This window comes from Saccharibacillus brassicae (assembly GCF_006542275.1).
In the GTDB taxonomy this organism is placed as follows: domain Bacteria; phylum Bacillota; class Bacilli; order Paenibacillales; family Paenibacillaceae; genus Saccharibacillus; species Saccharibacillus brassicae.
Genome location: NZ_CP041217.1, coordinates 3228678 through 3247759 on the forward strand (window position 1 = coordinate 3228678; position 19082 = coordinate 3247759).

Below are 19082 nucleotides of genomic sequence, written 5' to 3' on the forward strand. Positions count from 1 at the left end.
CCAGTGAAAACGAAAAAACCTTTTCCCCGCTTCTGGGCCGGGCTTGCGGCGCTGATGCTGCTTGTGCTGCTGCCCTGGATCGTCTGGGAAGTGAAGCCGGCCCGGACGCTGAATATCGCCGTGCTGGACAAGACGGTCAACGACGACAGCTACCGGGAACACAAAGGCTTGTTCTGGATCTTGAACCAACAGAAATACCGCATGGCGGACGGCAGCAAATATTTGTACGACCGCGACTATTACGGCAGCCAGCTGCCGACCGGCGGCGTGCGGCCGGAAGAGCGTACGCTTGCGGACATGCCGGCCGATACGCAGCTGATCTACGTGGCCGATACGTACGGGCTTGCCGAAGCGCAGGCTGGCCAAGCGGACGAGGGCGAGGACGGCGACGTTCCGGCCAATGCCGGCGGCCGCGCCCCGCAGGGTCAGGCAGGCGGCATGAAGACGCTCGACGTCAACGTGCTGGAAGCGGCCGCGGCGCGGGGGACGATGCTTGCGGCCGAATTCAATTCGGTCGCGGCACCGACGGAAGACGCGGTGCGCGACCGGGCGAGCGCGCTGCTCGGCATGAAATGGACAGGCTGGACCGCCCGTTACTTCCCCGACCTGACGGCGGGCGTCGAAGTGCCGGCCTGGGTGCCGGGCCGCTACCGGGAAGTGACCGGGCGCGACTGGAATTACGCGGGCGCCGGATTTTTGTTCGTGCAGGAAGACGGCGACCTGTTCGTACTGCGCGAAGGCGCGGAGACGGACGGAGGCGCGCGCATCGCCTTTACCGAGGCGGGCCGCGAGCGCTTCGGCATGAGCCCGGAGAACGGCTACAATTACTGGTTCGATATCGTGACGGCGGCGGAAGGCAGCGAAGTGCTGGCGGAGTACGATTTGCGGCTGACCGGCAACGGGCGGGCGCTGCTCGCCGAGCACGGAATCCGCGAGCGCTTCCCGGCGGTACTCCGGCGCGAAGCCGGAGCCGGAGGCGCCGCGGTTGCCGCGGGTGCGACCGCCGCGCCGGCTCCGGGGCAGGTCAGCTATTATTTTGCGGGCGATTACGCCGATCGGGACGGTTATCCGTTCTGGCGCCGCTACGCGGGCTGGCCGGCGTTCAAAAGCTGGTTCACGTTCGACAAGCCGGGCAGCGAAGAAGCGTTCTACTGGGACGTGTACGTGCCGATGATGCGGCAAATTTTGCGCGAAGCGTCCGAGCTGCCGCAGGCGGAGTAAGAACGGCAGCCGAGAAAAAAAGGCATAAACAAGATCAATCGAAGCATGTGGAGCTCTTTCAAGTCATTTATCGATGAATTCAAAATTTTTTCCTCGATATTGGCAAAATAGGGATTCCCAAAAAGGGAAGAGCGATTTATAATGCAGATGTAAGCCCTTTCAACACAACCCTGACTTGGAGTCTTCGCTAACGGCGAAGGCTCTCTTTTTATGGGGAGCGAACGCCGCCGCCGCGCGATTCGTTGCAGAAAACAGGGCGTTTTTTCTAAAAAAATGAATGCGTTCTCTTTAATTTTACGTTTCTTTTGCCCCCGCAGGAGTTACTTACCGGGAGCCAAATGGGTAATAGAGCGGGAGTCTGTGTGACAGAGAACGATTGGGAATGGGAGGAAAATCAATGAAGCATTCATCCGGGGGACCGATCTATGCGTACGAACCGTGGACGGTAACCGAACATACGTTGGATACCGAACAGAATTTGCGCGACGAGACGATTTTCGCCGTGGCCAACGGTCATATCGGCATGCGCGGCAATTTCGAGGAAGGCTATTACGGCCCGCTCGGCACGTCGCTGCGGGGCACTTACATCAACGGATTTTACGAATCGGCTCCGATCGTCTACGGCGAGGAGACGTACGGGTCCGCGCGCGACCGCGAGACGATGCTGAACGTCGCCGACGCCCAGATCATCCGAATCTGGCTGGAAGACGAGCCGGTGCATATGTTCCAGGGCACGCTGTTCGGCTACTGGCGCCAGCTCGACATGAGAAAAGGCACCGTGACCCGTTCGATCCAGTGGCGTTCGCTCGAAGGGCGCGAAGTGGAGATCATCTTCGAACGCATGGCTTCGCTGGACGATCCGCATCTGCTGCTGCTGCGCTGCACGGTCAAGCCGATGAACTTCGAAGGCAAGATCCGCTTCGAATCGGAGATCGACGGCAACGTCGTCAACCAGTCGTCGTCGGGCGATCCGCGTTCGGGTTCTTCGTTCTCGGGTCCCGTGCTGACGACGCTTGAAATGCGCGAAAACCAGACGTATGCCGGCATCATGCAGCGTACGCGGGTAACCGGCTTTCACGTGGCGTGCGCGGCCGAACATAAATTCAGCGGCGGCGAATACGAGCTGGAGACGGATGCGTCGAGCGGCCGGGTCGAGAAGCGCTTTACGGTATCGGCGCAGCCGGGAGACGAATTCGTGCTTGAAAAATACGTGACGTACCATGCTTCGGAAGAGCCGAACACCGGCGACCTGTGGAGAGAAGGCATTCGCCAGCTCGACGAAGCGATGGAGCGGGGCTACGACAACTACGCGGCGATTCAGGAAGGCATTCTCGACGAATTCTGGCTGTCCGCCGATATCGTCGTCGAAGGCGACGACGCGCTGCAGCAGGGACTGCGTTTTAGCGCGTATCACGTGTTCCAATCCGTCGGCCGCGACGGCCGGACCAACATGGCGGCCAAAGGGCTGACCGGCGAAGGCTACGAAGGGCATTATTTCTGGGATACCGAGATGTACGTGTTCCCGTTCTTCCTGCATACCGAACCGGAGATCGCGCGCAAGCTGCTGGATTACCGGTATTACATTTTGCCCGAAGCGCGCAAACGTGCCGAGGAACTGAATTTCAAAGGCGCGCTTTTCCCGTGGCGGACGATCAGCGGCGAAGAGACGTCCGCTTACTTCCCGGCGGGCACGGCGCAACTGCATATCAACGCCGATATCGCCCACGCGATCAAGCTGTATAACGAAGCGGTGGATGATCCGGACTACAAGTACGGCAACGGGCTGGAGATCCTGATCGAGACGAGCCGCTTCTTCGCGGGCTACGGCAGCTTCATTCCGGGACGCGGCTTCTGCATCAACGGAGTCACCGGACCGGACGAGTATACCGCGCTCGTGAACAACAACGCCTATACGAACGTCATGGTACAGGATCAGTTCGAGTATACGGTGCAGCTGCTGGAAGAGATGAAAGAAATGCACGAAGGACGCTGCGAGGAACTGTGCGACCGGCTGCAGGTCACCGACGCGGAGATGGGTTCGTGGCGCAAAATGGCGGCCGAAATGTTCATCTACCGCGATCAGGGCATGATCGGCCAGGACGATTCGTTCCTGCACAAAGCGCCGTGGGATTTCGCCAACACGCCGAAAGAGAAATATCCGCTGCTGCTGCATTATCACCCGATGGACATTTACCGGCATCAAGTGCTGAAGCAGGCCGATCTGGTGCTCGCGTTCCACGTACAGCCCGAACGGTTCACGCTTGCGGAAAAAGCGCGGGGCTATCTGTACTACGAAGGCCTGACGACGCACGATTCGTCGCTGTCGGCCTGCGTACACTCGATGGTCGCGTCCGAGCTCGGCTATATGGATCAGGCGTACGAGTTCTTCATGGAGACGTCGCGCCTTGACCTGGACGACACGCACGGCAACGTCAAAGACGGCATTCATGCCGCGGCGATGGCCGGCAGCCGCCTCGCGATCGTCAACGGCTTCGCCGGCATGAAGCAGGATCTGGACAAGCTGAGTTTCCGTCCGCTGCTGCCGGGGCAGTGGGAACGCTGCAGCTTCTCCGTCAAATGGAAAGGCCGCCGTCTGTACGTCAATGCGACGCAGGAATCGACGACGTACCGTCTGCTCGAAGGCGATCCGATCAAGCTGGAGCATTTCGGCGTCGACGTGAATCTGGAAGAAGAGCTGACGCTGCCGAACCGCGTACTGGGCGCAGTGCTGTTCGATCTGGACGGCGTCATCACCGATACGGCCGAGCTGCATTATCAGGCGTGGAAAGACCTGGCCGACGAGCTGGGCATTCCGTTCGACCGCGAGCATAACGAGAAGCTCAAAGGCGTGGACCGCATGACTTCGCTGAAGCTCATTCTCCAGAACGGAGACCGGACCTATTCGCCGGAAGAGATGGAGAAGCTCGCCCACAGCAAAAACGAACGGTACAAAGAACTGCTGACGACGCTGACACCGGAAGCACTGCTGCCGGGCGTGCGCAAGCTGCTCAAAGCGCTGCGCCGCGACGGTATTCGCACGGCGCTCGCTTCCGCCAGCCGCAACGCCCCGACCGTGCTCGACCGGCTCGGCGTCACCGACCTGTTCGACTACGTCGCGGATGCCGGTGCGGTCGCGCTGCAAAAGCCGGACGCCGAAATCTTCCTGAACGCCGCCGCAGGCGTCGGAGTCCATCCGCTGCGCTGTATCGGGATCGAAGACGCCGAAGCCGGCGTGATCTCGATCCACCGCGCCGGCATGCCGGCCGTGGGCATCGGGACGACAGAGACGCTGCCGGACGCCGACCACCACGTGGACTCGCCGGCCGACCTGACGCCCGCGCTGCTGCGCGAATGGATGAACGAGTTTCCGAAGCGCGACCTGAGAGGGTAAGCGGACGTCTTTTGCCAAGCGGAACGAACCGAACGATATACCGAATCATGAACCGAATATAACGAACCGAGCGGCTTGTGCCGCGAGACCATGCTTTTCTCCTTCCGGGGGGAGAAGCGCGGTTTTTTTTGTTTTATTTTCCCTGTTCGAAAACCGTTTGAGGTCTGTCGGCCGTCTATACGGCATCGGATTCAGTTACCTGCATCATGAAGCGGATGCGCTGCAGGAGGCGTCCTGCAAAGCCTGGATCAAACGCAGATCGCTCAAGGACGAATCGGCCTTCCTGCCGTGGATGACCCGAATTCTGATCAACTGCTGCATGGACGAACTGAGAAGGCGCAAAAGAATCTTTCCTTCGGATCGGGCGGGCGAGGATCGGGCAGCTGAAATGGTCAGTTCGAACCGGATCGATCTGGATCGCATGCTGGCGAAGCTTCCCGCCAAGCACCGGCATGTCGTCATCTTGAAATACGAGCAGGATCTGACGCTGGTCGAGATCGCACGCATCCCGAACGAGCCGGAAGGCACGATCAAGAGCTGGCTGCCCAAAGCGCTCAAGCGGTGAACGGCGAAGCAAACCGGTATTCCGCGGCGACGATAATCCGGGTTACGACGACAGCAAGTGTCTGGCTGTACTGGCGACGGAAGTCAAGATCGGCCCGAATGAAGGCGGGCGGCTTGAGCAGAATCTGGCTGCCGGTCAGACGCTGACCGTGGACGGACAGGTGCTGCATGTCGAACAGGCGCTGATCACGCCGCAGCGCGACTATCTCGTCTTGGTACCGGATGCGGCCAACGACAAAACCGTATCGCGATTGATCGGCGCCAAATTGACCGTAACCAAAAACGGGTAAACGGTCGTGTCGCACGGCGGGGCAGCCGTAAGCATGAGAAGCTCAAATAAAGACGACGTCCGAGCGGGTGGCCGTATGGGCCGAATCTCCGCAGGCCCCGGGCGAAAGATCGGACAGCCGTCTCCTTCGGGAGGCGGTTTTTTTGGCTCGCTCTTTTTTTTTCGGGAGATGCGTTAAAATAAATCAATCGTTTTGCGCGGATGCGGCGTCTTACTTGTATCGGATGAGGGGGACTGGAGATGGATCAAACGTCGGAGGAGACGGAGCGGGCCGTAGAAGCCCATACGGAAGAAGAACTTTTTTTCGGGCGGATCGAAGTGCAGCAGCGCAGACTGTACGCGATCGCCCTGAGTTACCTGCGCAGCGAAGCGGACGCACTGGAAGCGGTGCAGGAAGCTTCGTGCCGGGCCTGGATCAAACGGAAAAAATTGCAGCACCCGGACCGATTGTCCAGTTGGCTGATCCGGATCGTCATCAACTGCTGCATGGACGAACTGCGCCGAAGAAAACGGTCGTTTCCGGCCGCGGAGTTCGAGGAACGGCAGGCGGAAGAGATGCAAAGCAACGATAAGGTCGATCTGGAGCGGGCTTTCGGCAAAATGAAGCCCAAATACCGCCATGCGGTGATGCTCAAATATTATCAGGATATGACGACGATCGAGATCGCGGCCGTGCTGCGCAGGCCCGAAGGCACGATCAAGACTTGGGTACGCGAAGGACTGAAGCAGCTGCGCAAAGAATTAGGGGGAGGTGCCGAGCATGAATGAACGGGAATTGCACAGACTGCGCCAGGACGCCGAAGCCAACGCCAGACAGGCCGCCGAACTGCCGCAGTTCAAGCTCGATCGGACGACGCGGCAGGGAATCGGCCGGGGACGCGTGCGGGCCCGGCGCCGCAGAACGTTGTACGGCGCCGGCGGAGTGCTGGTTCTCGCCGCCGCGCTGCTGCTGACGCTCGCTGCGCTGCGTCCGGGAAGCGTGCTGGAGCCGGAGGCACGCATTGCCGCGAACAGGGATTGGGGCGCGTTCGAAGCGTTCCGGGAAGCAGCCGAAGGCGATTCCGCCTTGATCAGCGCTTTGAATCGCGGGGAAGTGCGGCCGGTCGGAACGACGGTGGAGAGACAAGGTTATACGGTCACGCTGGACGGAGTGGCGGCGGACAGCCGCTCGACGGTCGTCCTGTACAGCGTGACGAACAAGAGCGGTCAACAGGCCCGCATCGGCGACGCTTCGGTCGTGTACGGCCGTTCCGGGTCCGAAAGCGGCAGTACGCAGAGCGGAGAGAGTCTCCTCGAATCGGGCGGAACTTCGTATCACGTGCTGTCTTCTACCTCGTTAGAAGGGCAGGCCGGTTCCGCGTCCGCGCTTCGGTTGATCTTGACGTCCGGCGACGCGAAGGCCAGGCTCTCCAGCACGAATAAATACCGGACGGAAATCGAGATGCCGTTTACCTTGGATCGGGCGGCGCTTGCCGCGCGGGAACGGACGATCCAGCAGGAACGGGTGCTGACGATCGACGGTCAGGAGATTCGGGTAACGCGCCTGCTGAGCACGCCGCTCGGGATTTATGTCGATATCGATTATGCAGCTTCCAACAGCAAGCGGATCTTCGGACTGATTGCACCGACGCTTACGATTGAGCAGAAGGGCGAAGCGGAGACGCTGGAGACAGTCGGTTCCTTGAACGATGCGCTGCGGTTCCCGGGTACGGCGCTTACCCGTCCCGATTCGGTCACGCTGCATATCGAAGGCATTTCCGCCCTGGAACGGGACAAGCTGAAGCTTGTCGCCGATACGGAGCAGATGCGAATCATCCGGGCGCCCGATGCGAAGATAAGCGTGGAGGCAGCCGAGCCGCAATACGGCGGCAGCGGATCGATCGCATTCCGAAGAGCCGGCAGCCTTCCCGAAGGCATGGCCGGGAACATGCTGCTCGGCAGTACGTTCACCGACGGCAGCGGAGCCCGGCATGAACTGGATTCTTCCGGGCAGGGTTTCACTTCCCGCATGACAACGGGACCGGAAGGCGACGTCACGGTGACGCGGGACTACTTCGGGATCGGCACGGAATCCTGGCCGCAGCCGCTGACGTTCGAGATCGAGAATTATCCGAATCCGATCCTGCAAAAAGGCAGCCTGCGGATCGATTGATCCGCAGACTGCCGATACAGAAGCGTTTGCCTCGCCGCCGAACTTTCGCTATAGTGGGTAAAAAGCAGCAAAGGGGAGCGAACACATGACCTATTCGCAGCGGGGCAGCTCGCAGGCCGGAGCGTCTTCGGACGTTGCCCATCTGGAATACCGGATCGGCGAACTGAACGACCGCATCTCGCGGTTGGCGGCCGAAATCGAAGTCTCGCACGGCGGTCCGCAGGAACGCCTGCTCGAACTTCGGACGGAAGCGGAGCAGGCGGCCAACGACCTTGCCCGATTGCAGGACGAACTCGCGGCATACGAGGAATGATGCCGCGGGTTCTTTTTTATGTGCCGCGGGAACTGCTCAGCTCTGCGGTTCGGGCCTCAGCGCGTCCCGGTAATACAGCCGGAACAGGATGTCCTGGTTGTAGTTGCCGAAGCCGGTGCCGAACAGCGTGATGCCGCCGACGTGCTGCGCTTCGCTGCGCACGCCGATTCGCAGCTTCCATTCTTTGCTCGACGGGGAGATCTGGTCCAGCGTCACGGAAGAGAGCGGCGTGCCGTCCATGAACGTGCCGGTCCGGTTGATCTTGAGCCGCTTGAGCAGTCCGTACTGGTTGATATCGTTTGGCCACCAGGCCGGGGTCAGGTTGCCGCGCCGCCGTCCGTAATCGCCGGGGCTGGTCCACGTGCCGAGATCGACGCCATTCAGATGGAAGGTAATGTCCGACGGCCAGTCTTCGTCGATGCCGGGCGCTTCGGACGAAATCTCCATCGAAATTTCCAGTTCTTCGGGCGTCTGGCTGGACAGCAGGAAATTCGGGGCGCGATACTCGACGAAGCCTTGTCCGAACCACAGAATCGAAGCGTTGACCCGTTCCGGCGACAGGAAAAATCTCGGGTCGTCGAATTGGCCGATCATTTTCTCCGTCGTGGCCAGCCCGCAGGTCGGATAGACTTCCCAATCGGTGAAATGGCCGATCGGCACGTTGACCGGATGCACGGAACGCCGGTCGCTGCCCGCTTTGGGCAGCGTGATTTCGATGCGGTCTTCGGCGAGCGAGCAGACTTTGCGCGCGCCTCCGCGGCCGGCCATCCGTTCGGTCCGGATCAACCCGGCCGTCTCCAGCTTGCGCACGTGCATGGTCATGATCGCGCTGCTGAGGTTCGAAGCTTCGGCCAGTTCCCGCACGTTCATCGGCCGCTCGGCAAGCAGGGCAAGCAGATTGAGTCGGACTTTGCTGGCGAGCGCTTCGTAAACGGGCAGCGATTGTTCGGTGATGTCCAGTTCCATAGCTTCCTCCAAATGGTAGCGATTTTCAATATCCGAATAAAGGTTCGTTTCCTTTCAGTATATAATGCGGCGTCTGCAAAAGCACGGATTGCGCAAGGTTTTGCGAGATTTTGATTGTCGAATCCGGGCGAATTTCGGCGGTTTCGTTTCAGAAAGGGTAGGTTTTTGTTAATAATAGTCAAACCGACCACGATTTCGAGCCCGCTTTGCATGCAAGTACGGGCTGACATAAAAGGAGAATGAGAACATGACGGCACTGGATCATACCCGGCATTTTTACGTAGGCACTTACGCTTCGGATACCGAAGAAGGGCTGTTTCACGCCACCTTGAACACGGAGAACGGCGAAATGCACGTCGTATCCGGCCTGGGCGGCATCGAGAATCCTTCGTATCTGGCGATAAGCCCGAATCGGAGAAATTTATATGCGGTCAGCGAAAAAGAATACGGCGAAATCCTGTCCTACACGATCGACCCGGACACCAAAGAACTGAATCCCAACGACCGGCAGTCTTCCGAAGGTTCTTCGCCGTGCTTCGTCGAACCGACGCCGGACGGCAAAATGCTGCTCGCGGCCAATTACGGCGGCTGCGTCGTCGCGTTTGCGGTCCGGGACCGCGGCGTGCTCGAACAGACGAGCCGGGTTCGGCATACCGGGTCCGGCCCGCATCCCGAACGCCAGACCGAGCCGCATCCGCACTCGTTCGTTTCGTCGCCGGACGGCGTCTATCTGTTTGCGCCCGATCTCGGAACCGACCGGATCGCCCAGTACACGCTCGAAGACGAGCGGCTGTTCAATCAGGGAGAGATCGAACTGCCCGGAGGGACCGGCCCGCGCACGATGGCTTTTCATCCCAAGGGAAAATGGGCGTACGTCACGGGCGAGCTGGACAACACGGTGACGATGCTGGATTACGATATGCAAAGCGGGCGCCTGGCGCCGGCCCAGAGCGAACCGCTGCTGCCCGAGCTGCAGGCGTCCGATCCGGCGAATACGGCGGCGCATACGGCGGTATCGCCGTGCGGACGCTTCGTGTACGTCTCGAACCGGGGCGACGACAGCATTACGCAGTTCAAGACCGATCTGTCGAACGGACGGCTGACGTTTGTGGAACGCGTACCGTCGGGCGGCCGCGTGCCAAGGCATTTTGCGATTACGGACGGATTTTTGCTCGCGGCGCATCAAGACAGCGGCCAGATCGTTTCTTTTGCGATCGGGGAAGAAGACGGCCGACTGACGCCGACCGGCTTCGCGCTGGAACTTAATCGTCCGGTGTGCGTCTGCCCGCTGCCGGACGCGGCCGACGTCACGATCTGATCCTCACGATCTGATCTTCACGATCTGATCCTCACGATCTGATCCTCACGATCTGATCTTCACGATCCGATCTTCACGATCTGATCGTCCGATCACAGGAGCGCCGTGCCCGCCACGGCATAAGGAGGCTGACGCGATGAAGGCATTCGACTACGAACTGGATTACGAACAACTGGATCTGCGCAAGCAGCCGGAGCTGTACCGCGTCGGGCGCGGCGAGCAGGGTGTGCTGCTCGTCCAGCCGTACAAAGGCGAGATTCTGCCGCACTGGCGGTTCAAGACGCCCGACATCGCGCGCGAGTCGTCGGAGAAGATCTACGCCATGTTTCTGGCCTACAAGGAAGAAGACGATTTCGTCGGCATGGACATGGCACGCAAGTTTTTGCAGATGGGCTATACGCGCGCAAGGCGGTACACCAACTACAAAGGCGGCCGCAAGTACGCGGAGAACGGCACGCTGTCGTTAAGCAAAGGTGATCCGGTCAAAGCCGAATCGGCGGCCATTTTCAAGCAGGTATGGGAAAAAGCGAAAACGGACGAAGATTACGTGCGGATGAAAGACGAGCACCGGGCGAAGTACGAGAAGTGAAGCGTGCCGGGCGGCGAAGGTTTGCACGTTTCTGAAAATCGGAGATTGCTGCAAAAGGGTATTCGAAAAAAACAAAAAACAGCCGGATACCGGCTGCTTCATCTTTATCGGGCCGCGGCGGTTGAGCCGCGGTCTGTTTGCGTATGTAGGCGTGCTGATCCGGCTTGGATGACAGCCGGGGCCGAGCAGGGCGAGGCCGGGATGGCATCGGCGGCGAAGCATCGGCCTCCTATCGGCATCCCGCCTGCGTCCGGGCACGCGGCCGTTCAGCGCGGGCTGAGCGCGCCTTCCGCTTCCGGCCCGGGCTCCGGCCGCCCCGGGCCGGCCGGAGCCGCCGCTTCGACCGGCGCTTCAAGCGGCCGCTGGGCTGCGTGCGCCGCATGGCCCGCGTGGCCCGGTCCGCCCGAGCTGCGCTTCGGGAAGGTCGACGCCCGCTCCGTGGACGGGTGGAGCTGCGGCGAATGCCCCGCATAAGGGCGCTCGCGCCGCTTGGCGTCGGCGGGACGCAGCGCCGCAAAACCGAGCGCCGCGAGCACCAGCTGCGCGGCGAGCAGCCACGGAGCGGCTTCCGCGCCGAGCGGCGCGTTCAGCAGCGCCGGGGCCGCGGCCAGCAGCGGCACAAGCCGCCGCAGTACGGGCCGTTCGGCCCGGTAGCCCGGCTCAAGCAGCCGGGCGGCGAGCAGGGCCGCCAGCAGCCACGACAGCAGGCGAAGCAGCGGCAGCCACGGGGAGCCGTCAAGCTCCGGTTCCCGGGCGTACTGCCAGACGGCGGCGCCCGCGGCCGCCAGCAGCACCGGCACGAGCGCCGGCTTCAGCAGGCGCAGGAAGCCGCCGCCCCACGAAGGGCGCTCTTCGCGTTCGAGCAGGAGACCCAGCTCGTGGCGGGTCCGTTCCAATTCGCGGTGCAGCGCCCGGTGCAGCAGCGGCAGCCGGTCGGCTTCGCCGTCTTCCAGATACAGGGCCAGATGGCCGTCCAGATCCGAGGCGAAGCCCTGCATGCCCTGGCAGAGCAGCAGCCGTTCGCGCAGTTCGCCGTTTGGCGCTGCGGCCGGTTCGGGCGCCGCCATCGCGGCGTCGAGCCGGGCGGCCGCCGAACCGAGCGTCTCCAGCGCCGCGCGCAGGCGCCGCTCGCGGTTCGCCGCCTGCCGGCCCAGCGCCCGGCGGGCCTGTTCGTAAATCCATATCGCAAAGGCGGCCGTCGCCAGCCAGACATACGTTTCCATTCCGTTTCGCCTTCCTCTCGCATAACCTGTCCTCCCCACTATTACACAAGCATCCGGCCGCTTCAAGCTTCAATAAAGCGAATTCATGGACAAAGCGCTTTTGCACGCGTACAATTCTTGACGCGGGGAGAACGGCGGACGCCACATCGGCCGATTCAAGCGATCGATTGTGGCGGCTCGGCGCGTCGGCGTTGAGAGGCTTTCTCCCAAAACGGGTACTAAAACGTAAGGCAGCCGCGCATGACGAACACATACTGCAGCACGCAAGACCAAGATCCGCTTCCGATACGTTCGATATTCGTTCGACGGAAGGGTCTTCAAATCTTCGGCCGCCCGGCGGCCGCACGAAAGGACGGAATATACAGTGGAATTGATGAAAGTATTGGTACTTGGAGCGGAGGGCCAGATGGGCCGCCGCCTCGTTACGGAAGCGCTCTACCGCAAATGCGAGGTCATCGTGCTGATGCGCGAACCGGCCCTGCTGGGCCAGGAACATGCGGCGCTTGAAGTACGCGCAGGAGATCTGCTCGCTCCCGGCGCGATCGCTTCGGCGGCCGCGGGCTGCGACGCGATCCTGAGCGCGTTCGGTTCGGAGCCGGGCGAAGCGCCCCTGCTGCCCGAAGCGATGCGCTTGACGATCGAAGGAGCACAGGCCGCAGGCGTTGACCGGCTGATCGTCGTCGGCGGATCGGGCACGCTGCTGACCGCGCCGGGCGTCCGGCTGATGGACGGTCCGGACTATCCGGAAGAGCTGCTTCCGCTGGCGCAGGCCCATGCCGACGCGTACGAAGTGTTGGCGCAGAGCGAGCTGGAATGGACGTACGCGAGCCCGGCCGCCTGGATCGAACCGGGACGCCGGACCGGCAATTTCCGTGTCGGCATGTCGCTGCTCGTGACCGACGACGAAGGACACAGCCGGATCAGCGTGGAAGATTTTGCCGCGGCCGTCATCGACGAACTCGACGATCCGAACTTTATCCGTGCGCGCTTCACGGTCGCTTACTGAACCGAACGCGGATCGAGCTTTCGCGGGCGCAGCCCGCATCTTCGGGACGTAAGTCTTTTTATGATGAAAAAGAACCCGGAATCGCCGCTCCACCGAGCGTCTCCGAATCACCGCAATCGTAACCGCGAAAGGGGAACAGGCTGACCATGCTAATCGTAACCTCGCAGCAGATGAAGGCGATCGACCGCTACACGATCGACGAATTGGGCATTCCGTCGATGGCGCTGATGGAATCCGCGGGCCGCGCGGTGGCCGAAGAAGTGCTTCAATGGTGCCGGGACAGCCGCACGCCAGCCGGACCCGGCACGGTGAACGCCACGGGCGCCGGTACCCGTCCGGACGGTTCGCCCAAGCGCGGAGTAACCTCGACGAGTCCCGTGTACGAGGACGCTTTGATCGCTCCGTTCGACGGGTCGGAGCGTGAACACTGGCTCGTCCTGACAGGCAAAGGCAATAACGGAGGCGACGGACTGGCCGCCGCGCGTTACCTGCAGGATGCCGGCGTCCGCGTCTCGATCCTGTGCGCCGAGAGCCCGGAGCGCTTCTCCGCAGAAGCGGCGGCCCAGTTCGCCGCGGCCCGGCGCTCCGGCATTGCCGCCGTCGAGACGCCGGATGATCCCGCCGAATTCGACTTCCGCCCGTATACGGGCCTTGTCGATGCGCTGCTCGGCGTCGGCGCGAGCGGAGAGCCGCGCGAACCTTACGCTTCGCTGATCCGGGCCGCGAACGACAGCGGCCTGCCGATCGTCGCGGCCGACGTGCCGAGCGGCCTGAACGCCGATACGGGACAGACCGCGGAGGCTTGTATCCGCGCTGTGCGCACAGTCTGCATCGCCTTCTTGAAGGCGGGGCTGGCGCAGTATCCCGGCGCCGCAGCCGCCGGCGAAGTCCGCGTGCGCGCGGTCGGCATTCCGCGGCTGGCCGCCGGGCGGATCGAACAACCGCCGAACGCGCATCTGATTACCGAGCGTTCGCTGCGCGAAACGCTTGGCGTCGACACGTCCAGGCGGCGTGCCGAAGACAGCCACAAAGGCACCTACGGCCATGTGCTCGTCGTCGGCGGAAGCCGCCTGATGAGCGGCGCGGGCTTCATGGCTTCCCGCGCCGCGCTGCGGATCGGCAGCGGCCTGGTCACGTGGGCGCTGCCGCAGGCGCTGCTGCCGGACATCGTCGGCCACGTGCCGGAGCTGATGGTCGCCGAAGCTTCGGCCGGGGACGGCTGGAACCGGGCTTCCGCCGGCACGATCCTGAAGCTGGCCGAGCGGATGGACGCGCTGGCGATCGGTCCCGGACTTGGCCGTTTCGACGGCGACGTCGACTGGCTCAAAGAGCTGTGGACCGGCTCCGACGTGCCGCTCGTGCTCGACGCGGACGGGCTGAACATTTTGGCCGACGCCGGAGACGCTGTCCACGGCTGGGGCCGCCGCGACAATGTCGTGCTGACGCCGCATCCGGGCGAGATGGGCCGCCTGCTCGGCGTGCCGACCGCCGAACTTCAGCGGGACCGGATCGGCGCGGCCAGCCGGTACGCCGTCGATCGCGGCGTCACGCTCGTCCTCAAAGGCGCCCGCACCCTCGTCGCCGCGCCGGACGGCGCCGTGTTCGTCAATACGACCGGGCATCCGGGCATGTCGACCGGAGGCACCGGGGACGTGCTGACCGGCGCGATCTCCGGCCTGATCGCCCAAGGCTTGTCCCCGCTGCAGGCCGCGTCGTTCGGCGTCTACCTGCACGGCCGCGCCGGCGAACGCGCCGCCGAGCGACGCGAGCATCCCGCGTCGCTGCTCGCCGGCGACGTGATCGAAGCGCTGTAGGGACGCGAGCCTCTTGCGTTCGGTGCGCCCGCACCCCAGCCATTCCCTATCCAAATAGCGATTGAGGCACGCCAGCGCCAGCGCGCCTGTTTTAACGGAACGGGAAGACGCTTGGCGGCGGATTTGGGTCTTCTGGAATGTTCAACGGGCACAGGCGCCGCTTAACGACGGATCGCCCTGTTTTTCCGGCCCAATCCCCGTCTTTACGCCGGTTAAGCGTCGGTACGATCCTTTATCAGGCGAATGTGCGCCAAAAAAGAGGCTCTAACGGATATACAATCCGTTAGAGCCTCTTTGCTTTTCGCGGCGGCGTCTTATCGCCCGTTCATCTTAGAAGAAGCGCCTGATCGAATGCCCCGCAAAGTGCAGCGCAGCCGTTTTAATTGCGTAGGAACACTTATTTTGCCCAAAAATCCGTCCGGAAAATAAATAACTGCGCAGATCCACTTATTTTGCGAAAAAAAGACATTTTCGATCTCCGTGCGAAGAAATAGCTGTTCTCACGCAGCTATTCCGCCCCGCACGGGCAAGCAGAGGCCATTTAAGTGTCCTCAGGACGTTATTTCATGGATGAGCGGACAGGCGGATGATGAGGGCTCCGTATGGCTTTTGGCCGATACGCCCGCCACGCAATTCGCAGACCTGCAGGGCGTCGGGATGCAAGGGATCAGGCGACGGTAAGAGCGAAATGTAGGCCACGGGCGTATCCACACCAACACTCCAAGTCTGATTCCGCTGTAGGCATCCCCAACCTAAGAATCCCTGCACGAATCCCTATTGAGCCTACCCCGATCCCGCATCTCCGCTCCCACGAATCCATCCCACGAATCCATCCCACGAATCTATCCCGCGAATCTCTACACCAATCCCAATCCCGCCTCCGCACTCAACCGCACTTCTCCCGCCTTCACCCGCAGACCCCGGCACTCACACCCGGAAAGTCGATACCGACATATGCAGTTGGTCCGCGAGCTGGGCGAGCGCATGGGAAGACGTGGCGGTTTGCTCGCTGGCCGCGGCCGACTCTTCGCTGGCGATCGTGATGCCGGTGAGCGTCTGCATGACTTCGTTCGTCTGGGCAGCCTGTTCTTCGCTGGCCGCGGCGATGCCGTTGACTTTGAGCGAAGTATTGCCGACCCGGTCGATGATCTCGTTAAACGCGCGGCCCGAATCGTTCGCATGCTGGAGATTCGTGTTGACGGCCGTGACGCTGCGTTCGATATTGAGCTGCATGGAGCGGATAATGGACGTAATCTCTTTGGTCGCGTCGCCGCTGCGTTCCGCCAGACGGCGCACTTCGTCCGCAACCACGGCAAAGCCGAGGCCCGACTCGCCGGCCCGGGCCGCTTCGATCGCGGCGTTCAGGGCGAGCAGGTTCGTCTGGGCGGAAATATCGTCGATCACGCCGATAATATCGCCGATTTTCGTGGAATGTTCTTCAAGTTTGCCGACCTGCTGCGTGACGTCTTCCATACTTTGCAGGGCAAGCTGCAGCGTTTCGCCGCCGGAATGGGCCATTTCCACCGTCGCGTTCGACAGTTCCGCCGCACCTTCCGCGCCTTTGGCCACGTCGTCGATCGCCGTTGCCATGTCTTTGAACAGTTCGTTAATCGAGCGGGCGGATTGCAGCTGCACGGACGTGCCGCCGGCGATCTGCTGCGTGCTGGCCGAGATTTGCTGCGACGAAGCGGCTACGCTTTGCGCGGAATCCTGAATGCCGCCGATCAGGCTGGACAGCGTGTCGACCATTTTATTGACGGATTGGGACAGTTCGCCGACTTCGTCTTTGGCCGCGTACTCGTATTTCTCCCGCAGGTCGCCGTCGGCGATTTTGCGCAGGACGCCGCCGATCCGCTTGATCGGGCTGCTGATCATGGCCGTCACGAGCAGGACGAGCAGGACGCCGAAGACGAGCGCGGCGGCGATAACGATCATCGTCCACAGCGAAGCTTTCGAGACGTCGCCCTGGGAAGAAGTATCGGTCGCGGTCGCCTGCTGTTCGTTGATTTTGCCGAGCTTTTCGATCGATTCGTACAGCTTTTGGCTGGTCGGTCCGACCTCATCGGTGACGTATTTTTGGAAAACGGCATTGGTCGAAGTCTCGGCCAATTTGACCGCGTTGGCGTACAGTTCCTGATATTCGGCCCACTGCGCGTCAAATTCGGCGAGCAGCAGCGTTTCTTCCGGGGTAAGCGGGCTGAGGCGATAATCGTTCATGTTGGCCGTTACTTGTTCGCTCAGCGGAGCGATCGTGTCGGCGATTTCTTTCTTCTGGGCCTGAGTGTCGGCGATCGCGATATCCCGGGACGTGACGCGAAGCTTGAGCAGCGACGTTTCGGTATTCGCCAGCTTGCGCAGCGGAATCATGTTGTCGCTGTACAGTTCGTTCAGGTTCGTTTTCATCATATTGATATTGGACAGTCCGTACAGGCCGACGCCGGCGGTCAAGAGGGTCAGGGTCATGACGACAATCATTAACTTGGTAAAAATTTTCCGATTTCTGAACCAACGCATGTCCAATCACTCCGTTTTATCGTATTGGGGCCATCCGGCACGTCTGCTTCTGCTGCCCGGGTTTTTTTCGTTTGACTTGATATATGTATTTGTCGTCAGAGGAGAACTGCTTTTTGAGACCTAAACCATATAAATGTAAAAAAATATATTTTGTGCATATCAGAATCCAGTTGGCGGGCAGGCAAAAAAAGACCGTCGTTCCCGGAAGAACGACGGTCAGTTTCACGCGCTTTACGACTGGTTTTCGACATTTTTCGTCATCGGATCAGGCAGCGCCGGAGCGGGAGCGGCCAGGCATTCGCGGCCGCCCATATACGGGCGAAGCGCCGGCGGCAGGTAGATCGAGCCGTCTGCGCGCTGATGGTTTTCCAGCAGCGGAATAAGCAGGCGGGGGACGGCGGCGGCCGTGTTGTTCAGCGTATGGCAGTAACGAAGTTTGCCGTCTTCGCCCCGGTAGCGCAGCCCGGCTCGCCGGGCCTGGAAGTCGCCGACGTTCGACGCCGAATGCGTCTCGCCGTAAGCGCCGCGGCTCGGCATCCACGTCTCGATATCGTACTGCTTGTAATTTTTCTGCGACATGTCCCCGATGCAGACGGCGACTTTGCGGTACGGCAGTTCAAGCAGGCGCAGCAGGTCTTCCGCATTGCGCGTAATGTCCTGCAGCAGGCGCTCCGCTTCGGCTTCTTCGCCGCGGCAGATGACGATTTGCTCGACTTTGGCGAATTGATGCACGCGGTACAAGCCGCGGGTATCGCGTCCGGCCGAGCCGACTTCGCTGCGGAAGCAGGTCGAGATGCCGGCCACGCGGATCGGCTGCTCCACGTCGAGAATCTCGTCTGCGAAGTAGGCGATCAGCGGCACTTCCGACGTGCCGACGAGCCAGGCGTCTTGTCCTTCGATCTTGTACGCCTGATCCTGCCCGGTCGGGAAAAATCCGGTGTCCCGCATCGCTTTGGTCCGCACCATCAGCGGAACGTCCATGCCGGTGAAGCCGCGCTCTTCGAGCAGGTCGAGCGCCAGCTGCTGCACCGCACGCTGAAGGCGCAGGCCGTCGCCGGTCAGGAAATAGCTGCGCGTACCGGCGACTTTGACGCCGCGCTCCATGTCGAATAAAGCGTGCAGGTCGCCTAATTCGACATGGTCGCGCGGTTCGAAATCGAAGGCCGGAAGCTCCCCGACGACCGCGATTTCCACGTTATCCGCGTCCGATTTTCCGTAGGGCGTATCCGCCGACACGAGGTTCGGCACCCGGTCCATCAGCTCGCGGTAGCGCCGATTCACGTCGGCAAGTTCGGTCTCCACCGTCGCAAGCTCGGCTTTTTCCGTCCGAATGGCTTCTTTGCGCCGATCCGCTTCGGCTTTGTCGCCTGCGGCGAGGCAGGCTCCGATCTCTTCGCTGAACCGGTTGCGCCGCGCCCGCAGCGTCTCCGAGCGTTCGGCCAGCTCCCGCCTGCGTTCGTCCGTCTCCAGCAGCTCGGCGATCGACAGCTTTATTTTTTTACCGTCGGCCGCCGCCTGAAATTGTTCCGCTTTTGCCCGAATCTGCTTCATGTCCATCATGGGTGTGCACGCTCCTTGGGAATAAGAATAAAAAAACGCAAAAACGCCCTCTCGTTTGGGACGAGGGGCGTATGTACGCTCGCGGTGCCACCCAATTTGACCGTTCCTTCAGGAACGATCCGCTCTGGATTCCGCGATAACGGGCGAATACCGGTTGACTTA

General features: G+C 61.5%; 16 protein-coding genes. 11 read left to right on the forward strand and 5 right to left on the reverse strand.

All coding sequences use genetic code 11. From position 1 onward, the window contains the following. Positions 1–3: 3 nt before the first annotated feature. The 3 genes from FFV09_RS13395 to FFV09_RS13405 all read left to right on the forward strand — a co-directional run bounded on the left by FFV09_RS13395 (position 4) and on the right by FFV09_RS13405 (position 5177). Positions 4–1221 carry a hypothetical protein gene (locus FFV09_RS13395; protein ID WP_141448298.1) on the forward strand — a complete coding sequence of 406 codons (1218 nt, stop codon included), beginning with the start codon at positions 4–6 and terminating at the stop codon, positions 1219–1221. A 397-nt stretch (positions 1222–1618) separates the two neighbouring features. After that, positions 1619–4612, forward strand: coding sequence for a beta-phosphoglucomutase (pgmB, locus tag FFV09_RS13400; RefSeq protein WP_141448299.1), 2994 nt, complete (start codon positions 1619–1621; stop codon positions 4610–4612). 157 nt (positions 4613–4769) lie between these two features. Beyond that, positions 4770–5177, forward strand: a complete 408-nt coding sequence (locus FFV09_RS13405; protein WP_246098335.1) for a sigma-70 family RNA polymerase sigma factor — start codon at positions 4770–4772, stop codon at positions 5175–5177. On the opposite strand, the gene FFV09_RS13410 is transcribed toward FFV09_RS13405, so the two are convergent. Then, positions 5167–5346 carry a hypothetical protein gene (locus tag FFV09_RS13410; RefSeq protein WP_141448301.1) on the reverse strand — a complete coding sequence of 60 codons (180 nt, stop codon included), beginning with the start codon at positions 5344–5346 and terminating at the stop codon, positions 5167–5169. The genes FFV09_RS13405 and FFV09_RS13410 overlap by 11 nt on opposite strands. Between FFV09_RS13410 and FFV09_RS24385 the strand changes: the two genes are divergently transcribed. From FFV09_RS24385 to FFV09_RS13425, 4 genes are all read left to right on the forward strand, one after another. Then, positions 5338–5466: a hypothetical protein gene (locus tag FFV09_RS24385; protein ID WP_281288442.1), complete on the forward strand. Its 129-nt coding sequence runs from the start codon at positions 5338–5340 to the stop codon at positions 5464–5466. The two genes, FFV09_RS13410 and FFV09_RS24385, sit on opposite strands and share 9 nt — an antisense overlap. A 239-nt stretch (positions 5467–5705) precedes the next feature. Continuing rightward, complete coding sequence (locus tag FFV09_RS13415; protein WP_141448302.1) at positions 5706–6233, forward strand: RNA polymerase sigma factor; 528 nt, start codon at positions 5706–5708, stop codon at positions 6231–6233. Next, positions 6226–7617, forward strand: coding sequence for a DUF4179 domain-containing protein (locus FFV09_RS13420; protein ID WP_141448303.1), 1392 nt, complete (start codon positions 6226–6228; stop codon positions 7615–7617). The genes FFV09_RS13415 and FFV09_RS13420 overlap by 8 nt, the downstream gene beginning before the upstream one ends. An 85-nt stretch (positions 7618–7702) precedes the next feature. Then, positions 7703–7930, forward strand: coding sequence for a hypothetical protein (locus FFV09_RS13425; RefSeq protein ID WP_141448304.1), 228 nt, complete (start codon positions 7703–7705; stop codon positions 7928–7930). Between the two features lie 36 nt (positions 7931–7966). Here the strand turns inward: FFV09_RS13425 and FFV09_RS13430 are convergent, their stop codons facing one another. Beyond that, entirely contained in the window at positions 7967–8896 is a 930-nt protein-coding gene (locus FFV09_RS13430) for an ArsR/SmtB family transcription factor (RefSeq protein WP_141448305.1), read from the reverse strand. Positions 8897–9143: 247 nt separating this feature from the next. Between FFV09_RS13430 and FFV09_RS13435 the strand changes: the two genes are divergently transcribed. Beyond that, entirely contained in the window at positions 9144–10214 is a 1071-nt protein-coding gene (locus FFV09_RS13435; protein WP_141448306.1) for a lactonase family protein, read from the forward strand. Between the two features lie 136 nt (positions 10215–10350). Continuing rightward, a complete protein-coding gene (locus FFV09_RS13440; RefSeq protein ID WP_141448307.1) occupies positions 10351–10803 on the forward strand; it encodes a DUF4385 domain-containing protein in 453 nt (150 codons plus the stop codon). A gap of 266 nt (positions 10804–11069) precedes the next feature. Here FFV09_RS13440 and FFV09_RS13445 read toward each other — a convergent pair whose 3' ends face one another. Then, positions 11070–12026 (reverse strand): hypothetical protein, encoded by a 957-nt coding sequence (locus FFV09_RS13445; RefSeq protein WP_141448308.1) that lies wholly within the window; start codon positions 12024–12026, stop codon positions 11070–11072. 373 nt (positions 12027–12399) lie between these two features. Between FFV09_RS13445 and FFV09_RS13450 the strand changes: the two genes are divergently transcribed. Together FFV09_RS13450 and FFV09_RS13455 are read left to right on the forward strand one after the other, a co-directional pair. After that, positions 12400–13032, forward strand: a complete 633-nt coding sequence (locus FFV09_RS13450; RefSeq protein WP_141450456.1) for an NAD(P)-dependent oxidoreductase — start codon at positions 12400–12402, stop codon at positions 13030–13032. 146 nt (positions 13033–13178) lie between these two features. Beyond that, a complete protein-coding gene (locus FFV09_RS13455; RefSeq protein WP_141448309.1) occupies positions 13179–14846 on the forward strand; it encodes an NAD(P)H-hydrate dehydratase in 1668 nt (555 codons plus the stop codon). A 927-nt stretch (positions 14847–15773) separates the two neighbouring features. On the opposite strand, the gene FFV09_RS13460 is transcribed toward FFV09_RS13455, so the two are convergent. Both FFV09_RS13460 and serS read right to left on the reverse strand, forming a co-directional pair. After that, positions 15774–17360 (reverse strand): methyl-accepting chemotaxis protein, encoded by a 1587-nt coding sequence (locus tag FFV09_RS13460; protein ID WP_141448310.1) that lies wholly within the window; start codon positions 17358–17360, stop codon positions 15774–15776. A 231-nt stretch (positions 17361–17591) separates the two neighbouring features. Further along, the gene (gene serS, locus FFV09_RS13465) at positions 17592–18920 is read right to left on the reverse strand and encodes a serine--tRNA ligase (protein ID WP_141448311.1); all 1329 of its coding nucleotides are present in this window, start codon (positions 18918–18920) and stop codon (positions 17592–17594) included. Positions 18921–19082 lie beyond the last annotated feature (162 nt).